At 37.0% G+C, this 19802-nt stretch carries 17 protein-coding genes and 1 pseudogene; 8 read left to right on the top strand and 10 right to left on the bottom strand.

The window, feature by feature from the left end; all coding sequences use genetic code 11:
* Positions 1–123: 123 nt before the first annotated feature.
* A pseudogene (malE, locus tag OC457_RS14455) lies at positions 124–267 on the top strand (maltose/maltodextrin ABC transporter substrate-binding protein MalE); the annotation flags it as partial.
* 135 nt (positions 268–402) lie between these two features.
* Here malE (OC457_RS14455) and malK read toward each other — a convergent pair.
* Entirely contained in the window at positions 403–1512 is a 1110-nt protein-coding gene (gene malK, locus OC457_RS14460) for a maltose/maltodextrin ABC transporter ATP-binding protein MalK (protein ID WP_080174037.1), read from the bottom strand.
* A 413-nt stretch (positions 1513–1925) separates the two neighbouring features.
* On the opposite strand from malK, the gene malE (OC457_RS14465) reads away from it, so the two are divergent.
* The 3 genes from malE (OC457_RS14465) to malG are packed head-to-tail and all read left to right on the top strand — an operon-like array spanning position 1926 to position 5709.
* The gene (gene malE, locus OC457_RS14465; protein ID WP_080174038.1) at positions 1926–3107 is read left to right on the top strand and encodes a maltose/maltodextrin ABC transporter substrate-binding protein MalE; all 1182 of its coding nucleotides are present in this window, start codon (positions 1926–1928) and stop codon (positions 3105–3107) included.
* Between the two features lie 57 nt (positions 3108–3164).
* A complete protein-coding gene (gene malF, locus OC457_RS14470) occupies positions 3165–4808 on the top strand; it encodes a maltose ABC transporter permease MalF (protein WP_080174039.1) in 1644 nt (547 codons plus the stop codon).
* A gap of 10 nt (positions 4809–4818) precedes the next feature.
* Positions 4819–5709 (top strand): maltose ABC transporter permease MalG, encoded by an 891-nt coding sequence (gene malG / locus OC457_RS14475; RefSeq protein WP_080174040.1) that lies wholly within the window; start codon positions 4819–4821, stop codon positions 5707–5709.
* A gap of 205 nt (positions 5710–5914) precedes the next feature.
* Here malG and OC457_RS14480 read toward each other — a convergent pair whose 3' ends face one another.
* Positions 5915–7585, bottom strand: coding sequence for an RluA family pseudouridine synthase (locus OC457_RS14480; RefSeq protein WP_080174041.1), 1671 nt, complete (start codon positions 7583–7585; stop codon positions 5915–5917).
* A gap of 276 nt (positions 7586–7861) precedes the next feature.
* Between OC457_RS14480 and OC457_RS14485 the strand changes: the two genes are divergently transcribed.
* Positions 7862–8143, top strand: coding sequence for a methionine sulfoxide reductase (locus OC457_RS14485; RefSeq protein WP_080174042.1), 282 nt, complete (start codon positions 7862–7864; stop codon positions 8141–8143).
* A gap of 65 nt (positions 8144–8208) precedes the next feature.
* On the opposite strand, the gene OC457_RS14490 is transcribed toward OC457_RS14485, so the two are convergent.
* From OC457_RS14490 to cyoA, 8 genes are read right to left on the bottom strand one after another with little or no spacing between them, the layout of a single operon-like run.
* Positions 8209–8712: a hypothetical protein gene (locus OC457_RS14490; protein WP_080174043.1), complete on the bottom strand. Its 504-nt coding sequence runs from the start codon at positions 8710–8712 to the stop codon at positions 8209–8211.
* A gap of 14 nt (positions 8713–8726) precedes the next feature.
* Positions 8727–9230, bottom strand: a complete 504-nt coding sequence (locus tag OC457_RS14495) for a copper chaperone PCu(A)C (RefSeq protein WP_080174044.1) — start codon at positions 9228–9230, stop codon at positions 8727–8729.
* A 9-nt stretch (positions 9231–9239) separates the two neighbouring features.
* Positions 9240–9860 carry an SCO family protein gene (locus OC457_RS14500; RefSeq protein WP_080174045.1) on the bottom strand — a complete coding sequence of 207 codons (621 nt, stop codon included), beginning with the start codon at positions 9858–9860 and terminating at the stop codon, positions 9240–9242.
* A complete protein-coding gene (gene cyoE / locus OC457_RS14505; protein WP_080174046.1) occupies positions 9857–10774 on the bottom strand; it encodes a heme o synthase in 918 nt (305 codons plus the stop codon). Before cyoE ends, OC457_RS14500 begins: the two co-directional genes overlap by 4 nt.
* A 13-nt stretch (positions 10775–10787) precedes the next feature.
* Positions 10788–11156, bottom strand: a complete 369-nt coding sequence (cyoD, locus tag OC457_RS14510) for a cytochrome o ubiquinol oxidase subunit IV (RefSeq protein WP_080174047.1) — start codon at positions 11154–11156, stop codon at positions 10788–10790.
* The gene (gene cyoC / locus OC457_RS14515) at positions 11156–11800 is read right to left on the bottom strand and encodes a cytochrome o ubiquinol oxidase subunit III (protein WP_080174048.1); all 645 of its coding nucleotides are present in this window, start codon (positions 11798–11800) and stop codon (positions 11156–11158) included. The genes cyoD and cyoC overlap by 1 nt, the downstream gene beginning before the upstream one ends.
* A 15-nt stretch (positions 11801–11815) precedes the next feature.
* Complete coding sequence (cyoB, locus tag OC457_RS14520) at positions 11816–13864, bottom strand: cytochrome o ubiquinol oxidase subunit I (protein WP_167370820.1); 2049 nt, start codon at positions 13862–13864, stop codon at positions 11816–11818.
* A gap of 28 nt (positions 13865–13892) precedes the next feature.
* A complete protein-coding gene (cyoA, locus tag OC457_RS14525) occupies positions 13893–14780 on the bottom strand; it encodes a ubiquinol oxidase subunit II (protein WP_080174050.1) in 888 nt (295 codons plus the stop codon).
* Between the two features lie 509 nt (positions 14781–15289).
* On the opposite strand from cyoA, the gene OC457_RS14530 reads away from it, so the two are divergent.
* The 3 genes from OC457_RS14530 to OC457_RS14540 all read left to right on the top strand — a co-directional run bounded on the left by OC457_RS14530 (position 15290) and on the right by OC457_RS14540 (position 19762).
* Entirely contained in the window at positions 15290–16255 is a 966-nt protein-coding gene (locus OC457_RS14530) for a LacI family DNA-binding transcriptional regulator (protein ID WP_080174051.1), read from the top strand.
* 91 nt (positions 16256–16346) lie between these two features.
* Positions 16347–18080 carry an alpha-glucosidase gene (locus OC457_RS14535; RefSeq protein WP_080174052.1) on the top strand — a complete coding sequence of 578 codons (1734 nt, stop codon included), beginning with the start codon at positions 16347–16349 and terminating at the stop codon, positions 18078–18080.
* Positions 18081–18139: 59 nt separating this feature from the next.
* On the top strand, positions 18140–19762 hold the full coding sequence (locus tag OC457_RS14540; protein WP_080174053.1) for a PTS transporter subunit IIBC: 1623 nt from the start codon (positions 18140–18142) through the stop codon (positions 19760–19762).
* Positions 19763–19802: the final 40 nt, after the last annotated feature.

Raw genomic sequence — 19802 nt, forward strand, 5'->3', positions numbered from 1 at the left:
TATCACAATGCATGAACAATTATTAATACTGAAAATACTGAAAATACTGAAAATACTGAAAATACTGAAAATACTGAAAATACTGAAAATACTGAAAATACTGAAAATACTGAAAATACTGAAAATACTGAAAATACTGAAATTATGCCTAATATACTTGAAATGACAGCATATTGGTTTGCTGAAGGAGCGGCAATTGAAAATGCGTTATTAGGTAAGCAAAGTGTTAAAGATGCATTAGATACCGCAGTAAAACAAATTCAATAATATAAACTAGGATTAAACACTTCAAAGAAGCTATATTTTTTTAGCGTGTTTTTGAATGAGTAAAGATAAAAAATAAAAAAGCTCACCTCATTGTAGAATGATGTGAGCTTTTTAGTTTATTCAGCTGAGGGAATATTAAGATCCCACTTCCTGATATAAACGACGACACGCTTTACCATCATCATGGAATAGGTGACAGCGTTGTGGTGGAATACCGACTCGGAAAGTATCACCCGCATGAATATCTAAAGTGTCACTATGACGACATACGAACTCGGCATCAATATCATTTAAACTAATGTAAGCTTGCGTTTCATAGCCTAACTTCTCAACAACTTGTACCATACCTTCAATGCAAATATCACTATGATCACAATGAACAAGATGCTCAGGACGAATACCTAATGACATACGTGTATTTGGAATGATGGTAGTACCATCAACAGGGATCCAAAATGAAGTACCGTTATCCATTTTTACTTTTACTTGATCTTTTTCTGCTTCGATCGCGGTTACGCTCATAAAATTCATTTTTGGTGAGCCAATAAAACTCGCAACGAAACGGTTTTGAGGATAATGATAAAGCTCTAATGGCTTACCAACTTGTGATACATAACCACCATCTAGCACGACGATCTTTTCTGCCATTGTCATCGCTTCAATTTGGTCGTGAGTAACATAAATCATGGTGCAGCCAAGTTGTTTGTGTAATTTAGCGATTTCAATTCGCATTTGTACACGCAAAGCAGCATCAAGGTTAGAGAGCGGCTCATCAAGTAAGAAGATTGCAGGCTGAGAGACTAATGTACGACCAATAGCAACCCGTTGACGTTGTCCGCCTGACAGCGCTTTAGGTTTACGATCAAGTAAGGGCGTTAATTGTAATATATCTGCGACTTTTGATACTCGACGTTTAATTTCATCTTTATTTGCTTTAGCCAATTTTAAACCGAATGACATATTGTCATACAGATCTAAGTGAGGATAAAGTGCGTATGATTGAAACACCATACCGACACCACGTTGTGCGGGTGGAACATCATTCATGCGTTTATCGCCAATGAATAAATCACCGGATGTAATATCTTCTAATCCAGCAATACAACGTAATAAAGTTGATTTACCGCAACCAGACGGACCAACAAAGACAACAAACTCGCCATCTTTAATTTCTAGATCAACGTTCTTGGAAATTAAGTTATCTCCATATGCTTTACATACATTTCGTAAAGTGACACTCGTCATTGTGTCTATTCCTCTATTGGTTATAACCGACTAATATTTTTGTTATTTAAACAAAACTAGCTTTAATATGACCGAGTTTACGTGAGAGTGCATGGTGATTACATCCTCCTCCTTATACCTTTATAAAGGGGGATGATAGGGGAGGAGTATGGTGGGTACTGTTTTAATTATTATGAAGTAAAACAGATGATTTACTGTTGTAAGATGTGCATGTCATCACATATTGATATTTTTTTGCGATATAGCTCACATCTAAATTTGGTTGAGTTCACATTTTTGAATAGAGGTCAGTGGGGGCGTAGAGTGTAGGAGGATGTATCTTTGTCATTAACTATAGAAAATAGGCATAGAAAAACGTTATGACCTTTGCATGACGTTATAAGATCAATAACAATAATGAAGGATGTTAGATAATGACTAAGGTACTCACTACAGTTGCTTTATGCACCATTGCAGCGTTAAGTTCATTTCATGTTTCAGCGGCTATTGAAGAAGGGCAGCTGACTATTTGGGTGAATGGTGATAAAGGTTATAATGGTCTTGCTGAAGTTGGTAAAAAGTTTGAGGAAGATACTGGTGTTAAAGTAACGGTTGCATTCCCTGATAACCTTGCTGATAAATTTCCTCAAGTTGCTGCATCTGGTGATGGCCCTGATATTGTTATGTGGGCTCATGACCGCTTTGGTGGTTATGCTCAATCTGGTTTGTTACAAGAAATTAAGCCATCAGCTGAATTTAAACAGCAGTTTTCTGATTTTACATGGGACGCTGTAAAATCTAATGGTAAATATTATGGCTATCCTGTTTCTGTTGAATCCCTTTCTCTAATTTATAATAAAGACCTTATTCCTAATCCTCCTAAAACGTGGGAAGAAATAGCCGCTATTGATCAAAAACTAGCAAAAGAAGGTAAAAAAGCCATCATGTGGAATTTACGTGAACCGTATTTTACATGGCCTCTTTTATCTGCTGATGGTGGTTATGCTTTCAAGAAAACATCTGATGGTTATGATGCAAAAGATGTTGGTATCAATAATGCTGGTGCACAACGTAGCATGGCCTTTATTAAATCGTTAGTTGATCAAAAAGTAATATCACCTGATATGGATTACAGCATTTCAGAAGCTGAATTTAATAAAGGTAATGTCGCAATGACAATTAATGGTCCATGGTCATGGAGTAATATTGATAAAACTGGATTAAATTACGGTGTAACAACATTACCAATGTTTAATGGTCATCCATCTAAATCATTTGTCGGTGTATTAACCGCAGGTATTAGTACCGCATCTCCAAATAAAGATTTAGCGATTGAATTCCTTGAGAATTACTTATTAACGGATGAAGGTTTAGCCAAAGTTGATCAAGATAAGCCGCTGGGTGCTGTTGCCCTAAAGTCGTACCAAGAAAAAATCGGTAAAGATAGCCGTATTGCAGCCACTATGCAGAATGCAGAGCAAGGCGACATTATGCCTAATATTCCTCAAATGACCGCTTTCTGGTATGCCGAAGGTAATGCTATTCAAAATGTTGTTGATGGTCGTCAAAGTGTTAAAGATGCGTTAGATGCTGGCGCGAAACAGATGCTTAAGTAATTTCTTTTTTAGGGGAAGTGATTCCCCTATATTTTTATCTGAATGCAGGATATTGATATGGAGTCAGTTCAAGATCTCGAGCTATTTGAATCAAATAATAAAAATAAATCATTTAAATATAAAAAAGAAATTAAATGGTTTATTTTAAGTTTGATTGCCTTAGTAAATGGCTACGCGACAGTTTTAATGTATGCACAAGGTGAAGTCGCTTTTGCATTATTAACGGTAGTACTTACCGCATTAGCAGTTTATATTTTTGGTAGTAGTAAAACCTATGCCCAGCGTTATATCTATCCAGGTATTGCAGGGATGATCGTATTTATTATTTTTCCATTGTTATATACCGTAAGTTTAGCGTTTACTAATTATAGTGCAACCAACCAGTTAACATTGGAAAGAACGCAGTCAATATTAGAGCAACGTACATTCCAGTCAGGAAAAAGCTATAAATTTGATTTTTACAAAGCAGATGATGGTTATCAAATTATTATTAATGATAATGGGCAGTTATTATCTACAGGGTTAATTGATTTTAATAATAAATCGGTAAAATTAAAGCCAGTAGCAGAAGCATTTGGTAATACAACACCGATCAAAAATTATGATGAATCTCATCCTGTTGCTATTAAATTAGAAGCGATTAATCAAGCTTTTGGTAAAAAATTACCGATTAAAGAAATTGTTAAAAATCGTAATCAAATTTCAAATTTAATTTTAGAATTACCTGATGGTAAAGATATTCGAATGAGCGGATTACGAAAATTTGCTTCTGATTATCCATTATTTACCAAGCAAGCTGATAACAGTACATTATTAAATAATCAAACGGATCAGTTTTATAAACCTAATATGGAAACAGGTTTTTATCAACCGGTTGACAATAATGGAAACTTTGTCGGTGAGTCAATATCTCCAGGGTTTGTTGTTGATGTGGGTATCGATAACTTTAAACGTGTTATTCAAGATGATGGTATTAAAGAACCTTTTATTGGGATCTTTATTTGGACGGTTGTATTTGCATTTTTAGCCGTTGCTTTAACGCTTATTTTAGGAATGATCTTAGCATGTATCGTACAATGGGAACCATTAAAAGGCAGTGGTTTCTACCGTATATTATTGATATTACCTTATGCTGTGCCTTCGTTTATTTCTATATTAATCTTTAAGGGTTTATTTAACCAAAGTTTTGGTGAGATAAACATGTTGTTAAGTTCTATTTTTGGTATTAAACCCGCATGGTTTTCTGATCCTGTATTATCACGTCTAATGGTCGTTATTGTTAATACATGGTTAGGCTTCCCTTATATGATGATTTTATGTATGGGGTTATTAAAATCAATTCCGGATGATTTATATGAAGCTTCAGCCATTGATGGCGCAGGTCCTGTTCAGAACTTCATGAAGATCACTGTACCATCAATGATTAAGCCTTTAACGCCACTATTAATTGCATCATTTGCTTTTAACTTTAATAACTTCGTGATGATTCAGTTATTAACGGGTGGTGGTCCAAATATGATTAATACTTCTGAACCTGCAGGTTATACAGACTTATTAGTAAGTTACACATACCGTATTGCTTTTGAAGGTGGCGGTGGTCAAGACTTTGGTTTAGCAGGTGCAATTGCGACAATTATTTTTGTCATGGTTGCTGGTATGGCATTACTTAATTTGAAATTTACTAAGTTATCACAAGACTAAGGAGAAGGTCATGGCGATAGTTCAGCTTAAATCATTAAAATATCGGTTATGGGCAACACATGCAGTGTTATGGCTTTTCTTAGCAATTACCATCTTTCCATTATTAATGATTATTGCAATATCATTCCGTGAAGGTAATTTTTCAGGGGGAGAGTTAATACCCAGTAATCCAACATTAGATCATTGGAGATTGGCATTAGGTTTTAGTGTAGAAAATGCTGATGGTTCAGTAACCCCACCACCATTTCCAGTGCTATTATGGCTATGGAATACGATTAAGGTTGCAACAATAACATCGGTATTAATTGTTGCCATGTCGACAACCAGTGCTTATGCGTTTGCTCGATTACGCTTTAAAGGTAAAGAGAATATTTTGAAAGGAATGATGGTATTTCAAATGTTCCCTGCAGTATTAGCATTGGTGGCATTGTATGCACTGTTTGATCGTTTAGGGCAATACATTCCATTCTTAGGTTTAAATACACATGGTGGATTGATCTTTGCTTATTTAGGCGGTATTGCTTTACATGTTTGGACGATTAAAGGCTACTTTGAGACGATTGATCGCTCATTGGAAGAAGCGGCAGCGTTAGATGGTGCGACACCATGGCAAGCATTTAGATTAGTCTTGTTACCATTATCAGTGCCGATCCTTGCCGTTGTCTTTATTCTTTCGTTTATTGGTGTGGTAACAGAAGTACCTGTTGCATCAACGTTATTATCGGATGTGAATAATTACACCTTGGCAGTGGGTATGCAGCAATACTTATACCCTCAAAACTACCTATGGGGCGATTTTGCAGCAGCGGCAGTACTTTCTGCATTACCTATTACAATTGTATTTTTGCTTGCACAGAAGTTCCTTGTTGGTGGATTAACTTCCGGTGGCGTAAAAGGTTAACGCTATTAACTCTAGAGCCATTAAACAATAGTATTATGATCATGTTGTTCTAATTGGTTTATACCTTAAAATCCGAGAATAGTTATATTCTCGGATTTTTTTATTTATAAATAGAACGGCATTTATTTAGTTTATGCTCTAAATTATAATCAGTTATAAAAGCTGACGTTATATTGTCAGCTTTATAACATAGATGCTTTTTTCCTTAAAAATCGGCATCGACTTCAAAGATCATTGGCTCGCCACTAACAGGGTGGGTTAGACCAAGATATTGCGCATGCAAATGTAAGCGATTGGCTTTTTGACCATATAAGTCATCACCAACAATAGGCATATTCATACCATTTTGGTGTGCCGAGTGAATACGTAATTGGTGAGTACGGCCTGTTTTAGGATAATAATAGACCTTGGTTTTACCATTTTTTCGCTCAATAACCTGCCATTTTGTAAGTGCGGGTTTACCATGTTCATAACAGACTAACTGACGAGGACGGTCGTCTAAATCAACTCGCATTGGTAAGTCGATTTCACCATGATCCTGCTTCACAATTCCATCTAATAGCGCGACATAACGCTTTTCTGCTGTACGGTTAATAAATTGTTTTTGCAACGCTTTATGGGCATATTTAGTTAATGCAATCACAATAAGTCCTGATGTTGACATATCTAAACGATGCACAATCAGTGGACTATCACTGTTGGGGAACATCGCTTGCATACGGCTATAAACGGAATCAGTGATGGTTTTGCCTGGTACTGATAGAAACTCTGCTGGCTTATTGATAACGACCATCGCATCGTCTTGATACACAATCTCTAGTTCTTTGCCTTCAGCAGGGTTTTGTAATAATGGGTTAGCATCAATGTTAAGGCCAGCGAGCATATGCTGTAAAATCGGCTCACATTTGTTTTTACAAGCTTCATAAAAGTATTTGTGCTTACGTATTTGTGCAGCAGGAGAAGCGCCCCACCAAAATTTAGCCATCGCTAAAGGTGTTAGGTGTTGCTTAAAGGCATGCTGTAGCAATTTGACGGCGGCACAATCTCCAGCACCCTGTGGTGGTGTGGTATTACCAAACAATGCACTTAAATCTTTTGTTTCACCATACTGATTTAGAAATTGATATTGCGCGTAGCGTTGTTGTTGCAATAATGCTGTTAAGGTGTCGTATTCTGATTTGAGTAAAGTAAGAGCTGTGGTATCAGCTTGTAATTTATCGCTAATATCGGTAAGTGTTTGAGTCCATTGCTGACGAATTAATTTTTGTTGATGTTTGTCAAACGCACTTTCTCGCGCTAAACGATGGAATTCTTGAGTCATAAATTCGCTATCGTTACTTTTCTCTGCCGCTGTACGTTGTAATTTACGTTGCTTGCGCTGTTCTATCATTTGTAAGCGAAATGATTCAGAGGCTAGTTCTGCTTGGCTTTGGGCTTGCTGATATTGCTGTTGTAATTGAATATAGTTTGGGTTGGATTTAATTGCAGTAATTTTAGTTGTAACAATATCAACTAAAGTTTGTTGATCCTTAATTGTAGGATCAATGTTTCGTTCATCAAATACCGGAGGAACAAAATGGGGTAGATGTGTTTGATTGGCTACTTTTCCTGAAAAGGCAGATAAATAACCCAGTTCACCTTGCTGGTTTTGAACCAATAAAACTCCAAACATGTGACCTATTGTATCGTCATCATTATTCAACCCAAAATTATGCTGCCATTGATGTTGAGTTTCGATATGTTGTTGTAATTCTTGAGCTGCCAATACACACAGAGGATGAGGTGTATAACAAAAAGGGAAAGTAAAGCGCTCAGGTAGCGGTAGTGTATCAATAGCGGCAATAAAGCGAGTAAAATTAAGGTCAGATGCGTGCATGATAATATCTATTACGAACAAGGGCGGTGATTCTAGCATTTCTAACGTAGAATTTCGAGTTAACGCAATCTAACCATGCTATTTCAACCTAACTATGCGACTTCAACTATTTTATTGCGTGTTTACTATTAGCTTAATTATTTTTATACCTTGGTAGTGGAATTATAATAAATATCAAAATTTGATTATTAATATTACTTTTTTATGATGACGACAAATTAAATATTTAGGATTATAGTCAGTTCCAGATATTTAAGATAACTACCGAGGTGTATCATGAGCTTAAAAATCAAATGTGAACATATGGAATTAACTGATTCAATTAAATCATCAGTTGCCGGTTATATTGTAGAAATGATGGTTATCGATCCTGAATTTAAACATATTCATGTCGATATTATTAAAGAAGATACAGGTTATGCTGTTGATTTAAAAATGGATACAGAAGAATTTAATAAAGTGACAGCTAAAGCTCATAATGTAAATCTCGATGAGTGTATTAAAGAAGCATTTTTCCATTTTGAAAAAGTAATTGAAAAGAAAGTTACTCATCAATAAGAACGATGGTTTATAAGAATAAAGAAAAGGCTCTTATTTGAGCCTTTTTAAGTTACTAATTAATACTATTTATTATTGATGACTTGCCGTGTTGTTACTAAACAAATATCGGGTAATTGATCCGTAAGAATGGCTTGTTTACCTTTAATACGTTTGCTATTTAAGACGTAAGTTCTATTATTAAGTTTGCCTTGAAAACGCCACTTACTGAATGCTTCATGGCGAGCGTCTGAGCATGATGTTTGTAATACGTAACTTTCAGTGACAGATGTATCACACCCTCCTGCTGTATTTTTCACACCGTGAAAGGTGATATGGCTATCACGATCTCGATAACTGGTGACGGCAAGCGCATTAAAGAGATGAATATCAGTAGACTTGTCAGTATAAGATAAAATGCGATGTGGATTAGTCTTTAATGCCACTTCTGCTAACTGTATTAATTCGCTCGAACAAGGGGGAGGGAGATCCTTGACCACACTGTCCATTGATGTTTTAGCATTAATTGGTGCGATATACACGCTTGGTAATAAACAAAGACCGATAACTAAAATCTGCACACCTTTCATAGAATATCTCCAAATCAATGCTTTTTAATTGGCATCACTAAAAGGTGTACATCAAACTGTTTACCATTTTTCTGTTGCATAGTTACCGTGATCACTTGATTTGGTTTAAGATCTTGTTTTACACCCATAAACATCAGATGGTAGCTTTTACTCGCCAATATGAGTTCCCCATTAGCAGGGATCTCAAGTGTCTCTAGCTTTCGCATTGCCATCGTATTATCACGCATAAACATACGATGAAATTCTGTATGCTTGGCAATAGTGCTACTAGCACTAACAAGAGTAATGGCGGTATCACTATTATTGATAATTTTCATGTAGCCAGCACTGATATTAGTACCCGGAATTGTGGCTTTTGCAGTCGCATTTTCAATGGTTAATGCTGAATTTATTTTTTGAATATTAGTGTATTTTTGTTGAGATTGTAGGTGATTATCAGCATGGATCACATCTGTAGCAAACGCTGTAGAATGAAAACAACTCATTAATAATGCTAGGTATAAAGAATTCTTTTTCATGGTTATCTCCTATTTTTTAGCCATGCTTTTTGCATAAACACGTTCAATGCCTGCCGCTAATTCAACTGGGGTCGTATTGTGGCTCATCGCGCCGACTAACTTGCCTGTTTCGTCAATAATGTAAAAACGGGAAGAGTGATCGACGGTATAGCTTAATTCAGATGATTCCATATCAATAATGTCAAAATAAACACCATATTGTTTAGTTAACGTGTCTATTTGTTGTTGAGTGCCAGTTAAACCGATAACCCGATCATCAAAATACTTGGCGAATTGATGTAATGACACTAAATCATCACGTTCGGGATCAACACTGATGAATAACCCTTGCACATGTTGATAAGTTGCGGGTGGCAGTTGGGAAAACGCGGCAGATAATACGCCCATTGAAGAAGGGCATACTTCAGCACAGTTTAAAAAGCCAAAATAGAGCACCACAACATTACCTTTATATTGCTCAAGGCTTACAGTGCTATCAAGACTATTGATCTCAAATGGACCACCAAGATCTTTCAGTGGTTTTATATTTTCACCAATAGGGGTGGTGGTGTTATAGATGTAACATCCCATTAAGGTTGCAAGAAACAGTGCGCCGAAAAGGAGAATTATTTTAGTTGGATTTTTAGTCATGAATGAGGCTCCATTACTGTGGTAGGTAATGCATTAACCTGATGGTCATCAACAATAGTATTAGACGAAAAATCGAGTGAAATCAACGTACAAAACACCATGATATTGAGAATAGAGCATAGAAGCATTTTTTTGCCCCATTGAGCATTAGGAACTTTTTGATAACTAACTTTGGCAATATATAACCAATGTAAGCTAACTAATCCCATGCCTAATGCATACCAGCTTCCAGCATAACCCAAGTAGGTAAGGGTTAAGGCCGCTATCGCAAAGGCAATAATATACCCAATGATATGGTAACGTGCGCGAGCGACTCCTATTTCAATAGGCAACACTGGAATTGAAGCTGATTTATAATCATCGAAGCGGTAGATTGCAATGGCGTATGAGTGGGGTATCTGCCATATACAGAATGTAATAAACAGTATTGCGGCACCACTATCAAATTGTCCCGTTACAGCACAATAGCCAATAACAGGAGGACAAGCCCCTGATAAACCTCCAATTAAAGTACCGTAAACTGATTTACGTTTGAAATAGAGGCTATATAAGTCAACGTAAACCACAAAACCAAGTACACCAAATTGAAATGCCACGGTGGAAGTGTATTGATAAAGGGTAAAAAAACCGCCAATGCATAATGTTATCGCCCAAATTAAGGCATAAGAGACGGGGATTACTTTTTTGACCAACTCACGCTCACAGGTACGCTTCATTAATTTATCGATATCTATATCAATCACATTATTGAACACGCAACCTGATGCGACAATCAAGGTAGTACCAATACAAACAGCCACAAGCAATAAGCCGTTAATATTGCCTTGAGATGCTAACAATACACCACCGATGGCCGCAATAAGATTGCCACCGATAATACCCGGTTTGGTCAGTTTCAGATAAGGTTTAATCATAGAACATCCTTGATCAATGACCCATTAGCATGTTGTGATTTAAGTGATCCATGATCCACAACGAACCAATAAGAATAATAGCAACAATAACAACCACGAATACCGCTGATGATGTATTCCACATTTGTTCAGATGAGGTATTCATATGCAGAAAGAATACCAGTTGGACTAATATCTGTGCGACAGCAAAAACCATGATCACACCAATAATGAACTGGGTTGAACCTACACCAGCCATGACCATCGCAAAAGGTACAATGGTTAAAATAATAGAGAAGATAAGCCCTCGAACATATTCTTTTACGCTACCGTGAGCTTGGCCACCTTGACCATGTCCAATTGTATGTTGGTTAGTTGAGTGTTGGTTAGTTGAATTGTTCATTACAATACCCCCATTAAGTAAACCACACTGAATACACAGATCCAGATAACATCAAGGAAGTGCCAAAATAGGCTTAAACAGGCTAAACGGGTTTTATTCTCTGCAGAAAAACCGTCACGTTTAAAATGGAACACCAACACAATCATCCACATCAAGCCAGCAAAGACGTGTAGTCCATGAGTTGCAACTAAGCCGTAAAATGCAGACCAATAAGCACTACTGTGGAACGTCGCACCCTCACTACTAAAGTGATAGAACTCGTACAATTCCATTACTAAAAAGGACAAACCAAGCCCAAATGTAATACCTAACCATTTGAACATTCCTTTGATGTCTTCATGGTTGGCTTTGAGCATTGCCATACCGAATGTAAAACTACTAAACAGTAATAAAGCCGTCTCAGTTAATACAAAACTAAGATTAAACAGTTCCTTAGGTTCAATTAAGCCGGCAAAGCTATTTGAATAAACAGCGTAAACCGCAAATAATGTACCGAATAATAAACAGTCACTAAGAATATAAATCCAAAAACCAAAAATAGTATCACCAGCATAGTCATGATGGTCATGATCATCGAACTCGTGACCATCATTAGACTGAACAGGGACGTTGAGATTACATGTGTCTTTTATTTCTGTCGTCATAACTGCTCTCGCCCCTTATGCCATAGAATCAGTAGGTTTTAGATTAGATGGATCGAAATCATCATCGTCTTCACCATCTTTGTGTTCAAAGGTTTTTTCTCCACGAGCTTTAGCGAGATGTTTACGTTCAATCGCTTCAATCTCAGAGACTTCAACATAATAATCTTTACTACGCTGAAAGCTGTAAATGATCCAAGAAGCAATCATGCCAACGGATCCGGCAATAACCATCCACCAAATATGCCAGATGAAAGCAAAACCAAACATCAATGAGAACATACTGATAACGACACCCGCCCACGTATTTTTCGGCATATGAATACGCTTATAACGTTCAGGTTCTTGGTAAGCTAAACCCTGTTCTTTGGCGTAATGATGCTCGTCACGATCATGAATCTTAGGCAGTAATGCAAAGTTATAAAATGGAGGAGGGGATGATGTCGCCCATTCTAATGTACGACCATTCCACGGATCACCAGTAAGATCTAGATTTTGCTTACGATCACGAATACTGACGTAAACCTGATAAAACTGAACCGCGACACCTGATGCAATAATACAAACACCAAATGCAGCAACCCATAAATAAGGTGCCCATTCGGGATTATCTGCAACATTTAAGCGACGTGTCATTCCATTAAAACCAAGTACATATACAGGCATGAAGGCGACAAAGAAGCCAACAGTCCAAAGTGCACATGAAATCTTGCCAAGACGTTCATCAAGAGTAAATCCGGTGGCTTTAGGGAACCAGTAAGTTAAACCGGCAAAGTAACCAAATAATGCACCACCAATAATCACGTTATGGAAGTGGGCAATAACGAACAAACTGTTGTGCAGCACAAAGTTTGCCGCAGGTATTGCAAGCATTACTCCAGTCATACCACCAATAGTAAAGGTAATTAAAAATGCAATCGTCCACCACATACTAGCGCTGAACTCGACCCGTCCTTTATACATCGTAAATAACCAGTTAAATATCTTCACTCCCGTTGGAATTGAGATAATCATCGTTGCGATGCCAAAGAAAGCGTTAACACTTGCGCCAGCACCCATGGTAAAGAAGTGATGTAGCCAAACAATAAATGACAACACCATAATCACCATTGTTGCCCACACTAATGATGTATAGCCAAACAGACGCTTACGCGAGAACGTCGCTGTAACTTCTGAAAAAATGCCAAAAGCAGGCAGAACTAGAATGTAAACCTCAGGATGACCCCATGCCCAGATTAAGTTGACATACATCATTTGGTTACCACCCATATCAGTGGTAAAGAAATGGGTGCCGATATAACGATCCAGTGTAAGTAAGGTCAGGGTGACGGTTAAAATAGGAAAGGCCAGTACAATAAGTGCATTTGCACATAGTGATGTCCATGTAAATACAGGCATTTGCATCATTTTCATGCCAGGTGCTCGCATACGGATAATCGTAACGACAAAGTTAATCCCCGTTAATAATGTACCGATACCTGATATTTGCAGCGACCATAACCAATAATCGACCCCAACCCAAGGATTTGCATCCATACCTGAAAGCGGTGGATAGGCTAACCAACCTGTTGCCGCAAATTCCCCAACAAATAGTGAAAGGTTGATTAAAATAGCACCAACAACGAATAGCCAAAAACTTAAGGAATTTAAAAATGGAAAGGCAACATCGCGAGCACCTATCTGCAATGGCACGATAATATTCATTAGACCCACGACAAATGGCATCGCAACAAAGAAAATCATGATCACGCCATGGGCGGTAAAGACTTGGTCATAGTGCTCTGGTGGCAGATAACCGGCATCAATAGTAGAAGCTGCTTGTTGGGAACGCATTAATATCGCGTCAGAAAACCCTCGTACAAGCATGACCATGGATACAATGATGTACATAATGCCAATCTTTTTATGATCAACAGAGGTAAACCATTCACTCCATAAGTAGTGCCACTTCTTTTGATATGTGATCAAGCCTAATAATCCTAGTCCACCAAGCACTACGGCCATCATGACGGGAAAAACGACTGGATCGGTAAAGGGAATAACATCCCAATTTAATTTGCCGAAAATTGGATCCGCTTCGGCGTATACATCTCCTTTATAGGCCATTTTGGACTCCTGCGTGTTTCTCAATAATATCTTTAAATTTCAGCGGTGCGACAGAAGCAAAGTATGTTACGGGATGTGGCTTTATAATTTGCTCTTTAGCATTGGCTGTGAGTTGATCGTAACTGTTGTTATTTAAAACAAGATCTGAGGTTTTTACTTTTTGAACCCATTCTTTAAAGGCCACATCTTTAACTGCATGAGCCTTAAAGCGCATATTAGCAAAGCCATAACCGCTGTAATTGGCTGAAATTCCTCGATAAGAGCCTTCTTCTTTGGCCATGAGATTTAAACGGTTTTCCATACCAGCCATTGCATAAACTTGGCTACCGAGTTGTGGAATAAAAAATGAATTCATGGCGGTATCTGAAGTAACTAAGAATTTAACCGGACGATTAATGGGCATTGCTATTTCATTGACTGTAGCGATTTGTTGTTCTGGATAAATAAATAGCCATTTCCAATTCATAGCAACGACTTGAATGGTTAATGGTTCTTCCTCAGAAACGATCTCTTTTCTTGGATCAAGTGAGTAAGATGTTTGGTAGGTGATCCATCCGAGTGTTAAAACAATCAAGCAAGGGACTGTCCATACAACCACTTCTATTTTGGTTGAGTGTTCCCATTCTGGCGTGTATTCCGCTTTTTTGTTGCTATGACGGTATTTATAAGGAAAGTAAATCGCCATAAATAACACTGGTATGATAATAATTGCCATCAGCAGAACGGATGTGATGATTAATGATGACTGGGCTTCACCAATGCTACCTTTTGAGTCAAATAGCACCATGTTGCTGTTGGCAAATAGTGCAACTAAAAGTAATATTGCGAGTAGTGTAAGAAGAATGATGATCATCTTCTTACTTTGGATTATTTTCATTTTTCCTCCGTGAACTCGATCACTCATAACAAAGCAATAATCGTTACTGGTTAATGATTCTTTTGTTACTTAATAATTAACAGTTTGTAGCTATCTTACCATTCAAAATAATAAAAAATAATGCTCTGATATATAATATTTAATTGTATTTAAGTAATAAAAAAGCATTAAAAAGTTATTTTGTTAACATTTTTGGCAAGTTAAACACCCTGATTGTTATCGCATTGTAAGTTTTGTTACTCTATTCTTGATCAATTTAAGCGAGTAATAAAATGCTTATTTTACTTAAATGTACTAAAAATGTTAAAAAATATACCTGTGTTGTGTTTTTGAAAAAAGTTTTTGATTTATTGGTTATTTAGTAGACATTTTTATGATGTTGTTTGCAGCTTATAAGAAGGGGGTAGCAATGTTGATAATAATAGATTGGGTTTTGTATTTAGTTACTGTGTAATCTACGAATATATTGGATACTATAAAAATGATAAGTATAGAGTAATGAAGATATTATGACGCAAAAGATGACTATGGCTGATATTTCAAAGCAGCTTGGAATTTCAAAAATGACAGTGTCACGTTATTTTAATGGTGGTTATGTTTCAGAAGAAAATCGTATTAAAATTGATGCGATCGTAAAAGAAAACCATTATACACCGAACAAATTTGCTCGCTCTATTCGAAGTCAATCTAATATTATTGGCTTTATTGCGCCGCGAATTGAATCGTATACTACTAGTTTAGTGATCAAAGGTGCTTTAGCTGCAGCAAATGAATCTAATGCTCGAATGCTATTTCATGCAACAGGGTTTAGTCATGAATCTGAACGCCAAGCGGTAAGTGAATTTAATGGTCTTAACGCCCTTGGTACAATTGTTATTGCATCAAAGCACAGTCTTGAAGAGCCTTTTTATAACGGTTTACAAAATATAATTTTTATAGGAAAACAAATTCCCGCCCATTGTTGCCTATATTATCCTGAGCAAGCGGCTATCACTGCGTTAGTTTCTCACACTATTTATCAACTGCAACAACAGCAAGCACCATTGATAGCTATTCAATATATTTATGATGCACGGATGCTTTCATCTCGTACTCAACTTATACAAAGTATTATTTCTGATATTGCTCCTACATTACCTAACACATTACAAGCATTGGCTGATTCTGAAAAAAAAGATGATTATCAATCAATTATACTGCAGCCTAATCATATTTATTTTTGTGCTACCGATAATATTGCAATTCGTTTATATCGCCGAGCAAAAGAACAACATTTAAAAATAGGACATGATATTTGGATTGTAGGTATTGGTGATTATGATTATAGCGATTTATTAGTACCTAGTTTAACGACGGTGGCTTTTAATCATTATCAAATGGGCTTTCAGGCAGTAAAAAAACTCATTAAGCGAGATTCAAGTTCTTGTGAAGGAGAATTTGAATTAAAAATTAGAGAAAGCTCTCAATTTATTTAAAAACCTTTTGCATATGTTTTGATTCAGTTTTACCTTGTGTGTTATCGGTAACACATGAGCAATGAATGATAACTTCAATAAGGTTAAATGGATGAATCAGACGAATAACGCTTCATCAAAATCACTTGTTTGGTGGAAAACAGCCACTGCTTATCAAATATACCCACGTAGTTTTTTTGATAGTAATCAAGATGGTATTGGTGATATTAATGGGATTATTGCCAAATTAGATTACTTAGCTGATTTGGGTATTGATCTGGTGTGGATTTGTCCATTTTATCAATCGCCTAATGATGATAACGGTTACGACATTAGTGATTATCAAGCTATTCATCCTGATTTCGGTAGCCTTACTGATGTTGATCGTTTGATCAGTGCTGCACATGAACGTGGTATTCGTATCATCATGGATTTAGTTATTAACCATACTAGTGATGAACATCCGTGGTTTATTGAATCACGTCAAAGTAAAGCCAGTCCTAAACGTGATTGGTATATTTGGCGTGATGGTTGCGAACCTACCCCTGAAAAACCGACTAATGATCCTAATAATTGGGAAAGTATCTTTCATGGAAGTGCATGGCAATATGATGCTGACAGCGCTCAATATTACCTGCATTTATTTTCTAAGAAACAACCTGATCTTAATTGGCAAAATCCTGAAGTAAAACAAGCACTGTTTAATATGATCCATTGGTGGTTAGCTCGAGGTATTGATGGATTTCGAGTCGACGCAATTAGTCATATTCAAAAGCAATCTAATTTACCTTCGCTACCAAACCCAAATGGTGATGATTATGTGTCTTCATTTGACTATCACATGAATGTTGAGGGGATTGAACAACATTTGTATGAATTGCGCGACCAAGCTTTTGCTCCTTTTGATATTGTCACCGTAGGCGAAGCAAATGGGGTTGATGCTCAAGATGCGTTAACGTGGGTTGCTGAGCCTACAGAGAATGATAAAGGTGGCATCTTTAATATGATCTTCCAATTTGAACATATGAAGTTGTGGTCGGAAGAACAACATCGTGATCAGTTTGATTTGGTAGAATTTAAACAAATTTTAACCCGTTGGCAGAATGCGTTAGAAGGTAAAGGTTGGAATGCTTTATATCTAGAAAATCATGATCAGGCTCGTAGCATTAATACTTTTGCTAATCCCAATTATTGGTATGGCAGCGCAACAGCATTAGCAGCTTGTTATTTTTTAATGAAAGGAACGCCATTTATTTATCAAGGTCAAGAAATTGGCATGGTTAATAATAAGTTTCTGTCATTAAATGATTTTAATGATGTATCAGCTAAAAACTTAATCATTAAATTGCAGCAACAAGGACAAACGGATCACCAAATATTAGCGTTATTAAATCAAGTCTCACGCGATCATAGCCGTTTACCTATGCCGTGGAATGATAGTGCTTTTGGTGGGTTTTCTGAAGTAACGCCTTGGTTTGTCGTTAACTCTAATTACTCTGGTATTAATGTTGAACAACAACAGCAGGATCCATATTCGATTTTACAGTTCTATAAAAAATTAATTACTCTTCGAAAAAATAATCACAGTTTGATTACTGGTCGTTATCAATTACTACTTGAAAATGATGCCAGTATTTATGCTTATCAACGAATTGAATCTGATAAAACATGGACAATTATTACAAATTTAAGTGATCGCGAGGCAAGAGTTAATCTCGACAGTGATCTGCTAGGGGAGTTAGTACTAGATAATCAAACCTCAAATAATAAAAATGCACGTACCGATTTTATTACCACACAATTAGCGCCACCTTATGCCGCTTATGTGTTTGTGAAAAAACAATAGTTATATTTATGGCAGGTCAGTGATGACGTAAACCTGCTATCTCAATCAAGGAATTAGTTATGAGTAAATTGCTCTCGTTTGACTTTTGGCAACGATTTGGTAAATCATTGATCGTTGTAATCGCTGTAATGCCTGCGGCTGGTATTATGATATCACTTGGTAAAGTGGTTGCCATGTATGCTGGTGGTATCGGCGCTATCGAAACTCTTGGTCATATTATGGAAAATATTGGCTGGGGTGTTATTGTTAACCTGCACTTATTGTTTGCGGTTGCTATCGGTGGTTCATGGGCAAAAGAGCGAGCAGGGGGAGCATTTGCTGCAATTATTGCTTTTATACTGATTAACCGTACAACCGGAGTTATTTTCGGTGTTAATAGTGGCATGATGAATGATCCTCATGCGACTGTTATGAGTCTGTTTGGTTCTGAGTTGCCAGTATCTCAATTTTTCACCACTATTCTTGGCGCTCCAGCACTGAATATGGGCGTGTTCATTGGTATTATCTCTGGCTATCTTGGAGCTAATTTATATAACCGTTACTATGATTATGCGCGTTTACCTGAAGCATTAGCATTTTTTAATGGTAAACGTTTTGTACCGTTCATGGTTATTTTCTATTCGGTAATTATTGCGTTTGTATTAGCGGTTGTTTGGCCATTAGTACAAGGTGCATTGAATGAATTTGGTCAATGGATAGCAAGTTCAAAAGATAGCGCACCAATTATAGCTCCGTTTGTTTATGGCACATTAGAACGTTTATTACTGCCTTTCGGTTTACACCATACGCTAACGATTCCAATGAACTATACCGAACTGGGTGGCGCGTATCAGCTATTAACAGGACCAAGCGCAGGCTCAAGTGTTTATGGTCAAGATCCGTTATGGCTTGCATGGGTGAGTGATTTAAATAACCTTAAATTAACCGATCCAGCTGCTTACCAACACCTACTTGCGACGGTTCATCCTGCGCGCTTTAAAGCAGGTCAAGTTATTATTGCAGCATCGTCTTTAATTGGTATCGGTTTGGCAATGTACCATTGTGTTGATAGTGATAAGCGTCTGCAATATAAGCCGATGTTCTTCTCTGCGTGTTTGGCTGTATTACTAACAGGTGTTACTGAGCCTATTGAATTTATGTTCATGTTTGTTGCACCTGTACTGTATGTAGCACATGCAATATTAACTGGATTAGCTTTTGCGTTGGTGGATTTGATTGATTTACGCGTGCATGCTTTCGGCCTTATTGAATTAATTACACGTGTTCCGATGATGATTTCTGCCGGTATCGGTGGGGATTTAATTAGCTTTGTGATGGTATGTATTGCCTTCTTTGCGATTAACTATGGTTTATTCCGTTTACTCATCATTAAATTTAATTTACCAACCCCTGGACGTGCAGGTAATTATATTGATGAAAAAGCGGAAGGTATGTCACAAGATGACAAGCTTGAAATCATTATTCAAAACCTTGGTGGTCGTGACAATATTGCTGAAATTGATGCCTGCATGACACGTTTACGTATTACCGTAAAAGATCCTGCATTAGTTGCTGATTATACATTGTGGAAAGCAACGGGTGCACTAGGGGTTGTGGTTAAAGATCAAGGCGTACAAGCTATTTATGGTCCTGGTGTTGATGTGATTAAGTCTGCGCTGATAGATAAGTTTGCGATGGCGTAATAGACCATAGCGAGAGCTTAATATTATAGATAAGCGCAGT

It is taken from the genome of Photobacterium toruni (assembly GCF_024529955.1).
GTDB classification, from domain to species: Bacteria; Pseudomonadota; Gammaproteobacteria; order Enterobacterales; family Vibrionaceae; genus Photobacterium; species Photobacterium toruni.